We start from the raw sequence: 4,907 nt of genomic DNA, 5'->3' as shown, positions 1-4,907 counted from the left end.
GCCGCGCTTGAGCCGGTGGGTGGCGACCTCGTCCCGGTTGCGCATCGACCGGAGCATGCTCCACCCGGCCATGCCGCCTCCGGACATCGGGTTGGACATCGCTCACCTCCGGGTTGTCGGGCAGACCGCCTCGTCAGGTCAATTCTCCCGACGAGTGTGACAACCTCGGTCGTAACCCGGATCTTCCCGTGCGGTCCTTACCTATTCTCCGCGACCCGCCAGGTCGCGTAGCCGACGGGTCTGCGCCTCGCGCTCGGCGCGCTGCTGGTCGGCGTGCGACCGCCCGGTCGCGCCGGCGAGCAACGCCTTGATCTCCACCACCGCGTCCCGGGCCCCGGCGAGCAGACCAGCGGTCAGGTCCCGGACCGCGTCGTCCACCTCGGCCGGCGGCACGACAAGGGTGGCCAGCCCGATCCGGTCCGCCTCGGCGGCGTCCAACCGGCGGCCGGTCGCGCAGATCTCCAGCGCCCGGGCGTAGCCGACCAGCTCGACGAGGCGCTTCGTGCCGGCCAGGTCGGGCACCAGGCCAAGGGTCACCTCGGCCATCGACAGTTTCGCGTCGGCGGCGAGAACACGCAGGTCGCAGGCGAGCGCGAGTTGGAAGCCCGCACCGATCGCGTGGCCCTGCACGGCCGCGACCGAGATGACGTCCGGACGGTGCAGCCAGGTGAAGCCGGCCTGGAACTCCGCGATGCGCTCGGCACACTCCTGCTCGGGCAGCGTGGCCAGCTCGGCGAACGAGCCCGGGCCGGAAGCACCGGCCACCGCGAGGTCGAGGCCGGCGGAGAACGCACGCCCCTCGCCCCGGACCACCACCACCCGCACGTCGCCGGGCAGGTCACGGGAGAAGTCGCTCATCGCCCGCCACATGGCAGGCGTCTGGGCATTGAGCACGTCGGGCCGGCACAACGTCACCGTGGCAACCGGCCCGTCGCAATCCAGCCGAACCCCGGTCGCCTCGGCGGTCACCGGGCAACCCGGGGCGCGGCGCTGGTGGACGACGCTGAGGGGCGGGTCACGCCTTCTTGCGGCGTCGGGCACCACCGCGCTGACGCAGCTGCACCCCGGACTCGGTGAGCACTCGGTGGATGAACCCGTAGGAACGGCCGGTCGAGGCCGCCAACGCGCGGATACTTTCCCCCGAGGTGTACCGCTTTACCAGGTCCTTGGCGAGCGTCTGACGCTCGGCTCCGACGATCCGGCGACCCTTCTCAGTGCTGGTGGCTGTGCCAGTGGCTGCCATGCTGTGTCCTCACGTCCCAGACTGTGCGGTTCGGATACGGTCCCACCTATTAGACCGCCTCGGACGATCATGCGCCAGATATCAACTCTTCGCCAACCGACACGCTATGCAATGTCAGCTTCCCGATAGAGTGATCCTGGCAATCGGCCCCGTCCGGCCTCCGGGCGTACCCCCGAAGGCGATGGTTGCTGCCGACGAGCCGTAACCTGCCGTCGTGATCGACCTGTTCAGCACGGCGGCCGGAGCGGCTGTGGTGTTCGCCGCGACCGACATCGACGACATCGTCATCCTGACGCTGTTCTTCGTCGCGGCCCGCACCACCGGCCGACCCCGCCCGTGGCAGATTGTCGCCGGCCAATACGTCGGAATCGGCGCGCTCGCGCTGGCGAGCGCGGTGGTAGCGGCCGGGTTGCTCGTGGTGCCGGACCCGTGGACGGGGCTTCTCGGCCTCCTGCCGATCGTGCTGGGCGTCCGCGCGCTGCGGCGCTCCGACGAGGACGACACCCCCACCGTCGTCACGGGAACGCTCGGTGTGGCCGGGGTGACGATCGCGAACGGCGCGGACAACGTGGCCGTCTACGTACCCGTCTTCCGAGCCCTCGGCGTGGCCGACAGCGCGGTGTTCCTCCTGGTCTTCGCGCTGCTCATCGCGTTGTGGTGCGCCGTCGGCGCCTGGCTGGGCGGACACCCCCGGGTGGTCCGGCTGGTCGAACGCGCCGGCCACTGGCTGGTGCCGACGATCTTCATCGGCATCGGTGTGGTGATCCTGGTCAGCTCCGGCGTTCTCGGCCGACTGGTCGACCTGCTCGGCTGAGGACGCGGTTAGGCGTCCACCACCGGGTGGCGATCAGGCCAGCTCGACCAGTTCGAGCAGGTCGTCGCTCCAGGCGTCCTCGTCGCCGTCGGGCAGGAGGATCGCCCGGTCCGGCTTGAGCGCGAGCACCGCACCCGGGTCGTGGGTGACCAGGACGATCGCGCCCGGGTAGTTGGCGATCGCGTCGAGCACCTGCTCCCGGCTGACCGGGTCGAGGTTGTTCGTCGGCTCGTCGAGGAGCAGCACGTTGGCGCCGGAACAGACCAGGGTGGACAGCGCCAGCCGGGTCTTCTCGCCACCGGACAGGACCCCGGCCGGCTTGTTCACGTCGTCACCGGAGAAGAGGAACGCGCCGAGGATCTTGCGCAGGTCGGTGTCGGACTGTTCGACGGCGGCGGCGCGCATGTTCTCCAGCACGGTTCGCTCCACGTCCAGCGTCTCGTGCTCCTGGGCGTAGTAGCCCAGCCGCAGCCCGTGACCCGCGTGCACCTCGCCGGTGTCCGGAGTGAGCAATCCGCCGAGCATCCGCAGCAGCGTCGTCTTGCCGGCGCCGTTGAGCCCCAGGATGGCCACCCGGGAGCCCCGGTCGACAGCGACGTTGACGTCGGTGAAGATCTCCAGCGAGCCGTACGACTTGGACAGGCCGCTCGCGGTGAGCGGGGTCTTGCCGCACGGTGCGGGGCTGGGGAAACGCACCTTGGCCACCCGGTCGGCGACCCGCACCTCCTCCAGGCCGGAGATCAGCTTCTCGGCGCGGCGGGCCATGTTCTGCGCGGCGACGGTCTTCGTCGCCTTGGCCCGCATCTTGTCGGCCTGCGCCATCAGCGCGCCGGCCTTCTTCTCGGCGTTGGCCCGCTCCCGGCGGCGACGCCGCTCGTCGGTCTCACGCGCCTCCAGGTACGCCTTCCAACCCAGGTTGTAGACGTCGACGACCGAGCGGGTGGCGTCGAGGAACCAGACCTTGTTGACCACCGACTCCAGCAGGGCGCCGTCGTGGGAGATCACGATCAGGCCGCCCTTGTGGTTGGCGAGGAAGCCGCGCAGCCAGGTGATCGAGTCGGCGTCGAGGTGGTTGGTCGGCTCGTCGAGCAGCAGGATGCCGCCGCCGTTCTCACCGGCGTCACGGAACAGGATCCGGGCCAGCTCGATGCGCCGCCGCTGACCGCCGGAGAGGGTGCCGATGGTCTGCGCGAGCGCCCGGTCCGGTAGGCCGAGATTGGCGCAGATCCGGGCGGCCTCGGCCTCGGCGGCGTACCCGCCCAGGGCGGCGAACTGGTCCTCCAACGCGCCGTAGCGCCGGACCAGCTTGTCGTTGGCGTCCTCGGCGAGTTGGGCCTCGATCTCCTTCATCTGCGCCATCAGCACGTCCAGGCCGCGCGCCGACAGCACCCGGTCGCGGCCGGTCACCTCGAGGTCGCCGGTGCGGGGGTCCTGGGGGAGGTAACCGATGGCACTGCGCTGGTCGATCTGACCGGCGTACGGCTGCCCCTCGCCGGCGAGCACCTTCAACGTGGTGGTCTTGCCGGCGCCGTTGCGACCGACCAGGCCGATCCGGTCACCGGGCTGCACCCGCAGCGTGGTGTCGGACAGCAGGATGCGGGAACCGGCACGCAGTTCCAGGCCGGTGGCAGTGATCATCGTGTCGGGCTCGCTCTCGGGGTCTGGAAGGCTGACTCGGGGCACGCGAAACGGCCGGCGGGCTCAAGAGGCCCGACGGCGCGGGGCGGTTCAGCCTTCGCAGCGCAGCACCCGACAAGTGTACCGGGCGCTCACGAACGGCCCGCTGGGATTACCGATCAAGATCATCGGGTACCGGAACGCCTGTCCGGACCCCGTCCGGCACTCGATGGACGAAACGACACACAACAGACACTCTCACCGGCATACGGCGATCGGGGTCACCATGGAACTCAACGAGCAGGCCGAGCTCGACACCTCCCAGGCCAAAGACCTGGGTCGCGGCGGCGGGGGCGGCGGCGGCATCGGCATCCCCATCCCGGGAGGTGGCGGTCGGGGCGGCATCATCGGCATCGTGGTGGCTGTGCTCATCGCCCTGCTCGGCGGCGGTTTCGGCCTCAACGCGATGACCAACGGCGACGAGGGCGGTCAGGCCGGCGACGACCTGGACCAGGTGTGCTCCACCGCGAACCCGGACCGCCTCCAGGACGAGCGCTGCCGCAACCTGCTCTACGTCAACAGCATCCAGGGGTACTGGCAGAAGGCATACCCGGAGCTGGGCAATGGCAAGTACGAGCCCACCATCACCAACTTCTTCCAGGAGGCCGTGAACACCGGCTGCGGGCAGGCCGACTCGGGTGTCGGCCCGTTCTACTGTCCCGCCGACCAGAAGGTGTACATCGACCTGAGCTTCTACGACGAGCTGGCCACCCGATTCGGGGCCAAGGGCGAGTTCGCCCAGCCGTACGTGCTGGCCCACGAGTACGGCCACCACGTCCAGAACCTGCTCGGCACCAACGCGAAGGCCGGCCAGGGCGACCAGAGCGGCCCCAAGTCCGCCTCCGTGCGGCTGGAGTTGCAGGCCGACTGCTACGCGGGCGCCTGGGCCAAGCACGCCAGCGAGAGCAAGGACAGAACCGGCGAGAAGCCCCTGTTCAAGTCGATCACCGAGGCCGACGTCAGTCAGGCCATCGACGCCGCCGAGGCGATCGGTGACGACAGCATTCAGGAGCGCTCCGGCGGACGAGTCAACCCCGACCAGTTCACCCACGGCACGTCCGAGCAGCGCAAGCGCTGGTTCAGCCAGGGCTACGATCAGGGCGACCCGAAGACCTGCGACACCTTCGGCACCGACCAGCTCTGACATTCGACAAGCGACGTGGCAGGCCCCGC

5 protein-coding genes are annotated in these 4,907 nt (G+C 69.9%); 2 read left to right on the top strand and 3 right to left on the bottom strand.

Annotated elements, in window-relative coordinates; all coding sequences use genetic code 11:
• Window positions 1-201: 201 nt before the first annotated feature.
• Window positions 202-969, bottom strand: a complete 768-nt coding sequence (locus ACWCO3_RS31460; RefSeq protein WP_357929317.1) for an enoyl-CoA hydratase/isomerase family protein — start codon at window positions 967-969, stop codon at window positions 202-204.
• A 46-nt stretch (window positions 970-1,015) separates the two neighbouring features.
• Complete coding sequence (locus tag ACWCO3_RS31455) at window positions 1,016-1,243, bottom strand: helix-turn-helix domain-containing protein (protein ID WP_007462679.1); 228 nt, start codon at window positions 1,241-1,243, stop codon at window positions 1,016-1,018.
• Window positions 1,244-1,457: 214 nt separating this feature from the next.
• Here ACWCO3_RS31455 and ACWCO3_RS31450 point away from each other — a divergent pair, with 214 nt between their 5' ends.
• Window positions 1,458-2,057 carry a cadmium resistance transporter gene (locus ACWCO3_RS31450; RefSeq protein WP_145779876.1) on the top strand — a complete coding sequence of 200 codons (600 nt, stop codon included), beginning with the start codon at window positions 1,458-1,460 and terminating at the stop codon, window positions 2,055-2,057.
• Between the two features lie 33 nt (window positions 2,058-2,090).
• Here ACWCO3_RS31450 and ACWCO3_RS31445 read toward each other — a convergent pair whose 3' ends face one another.
• Window positions 2,091-3,695: an ABC-F family ATP-binding cassette domain-containing protein gene (locus ACWCO3_RS31445; protein WP_145779875.1), complete on the bottom strand. Its 1,605-nt coding sequence runs from the start codon at window positions 3,693-3,695 to the stop codon at window positions 2,091-2,093.
• Between the two features lie 265 nt (window positions 3,696-3,960).
• Between ACWCO3_RS31445 and ypfJ the strand changes: the two genes are divergently transcribed.
• Window positions 3,961-4,878: a KPN_02809 family neutral zinc metallopeptidase gene (gene ypfJ / locus ACWCO3_RS31440; RefSeq protein ID WP_145779874.1), complete on the top strand. Its 918-nt coding sequence runs from the start codon at window positions 3,961-3,963 to the stop codon at window positions 4,876-4,878.
• Window positions 4,879-4,907: the final 29 nt, after the last annotated feature.

This window comes from Micromonospora sp. NPDC002411, assembly GCF_053592955.1.
This window is presented reverse-complemented; position numbering and strand designations above follow the sequence as displayed.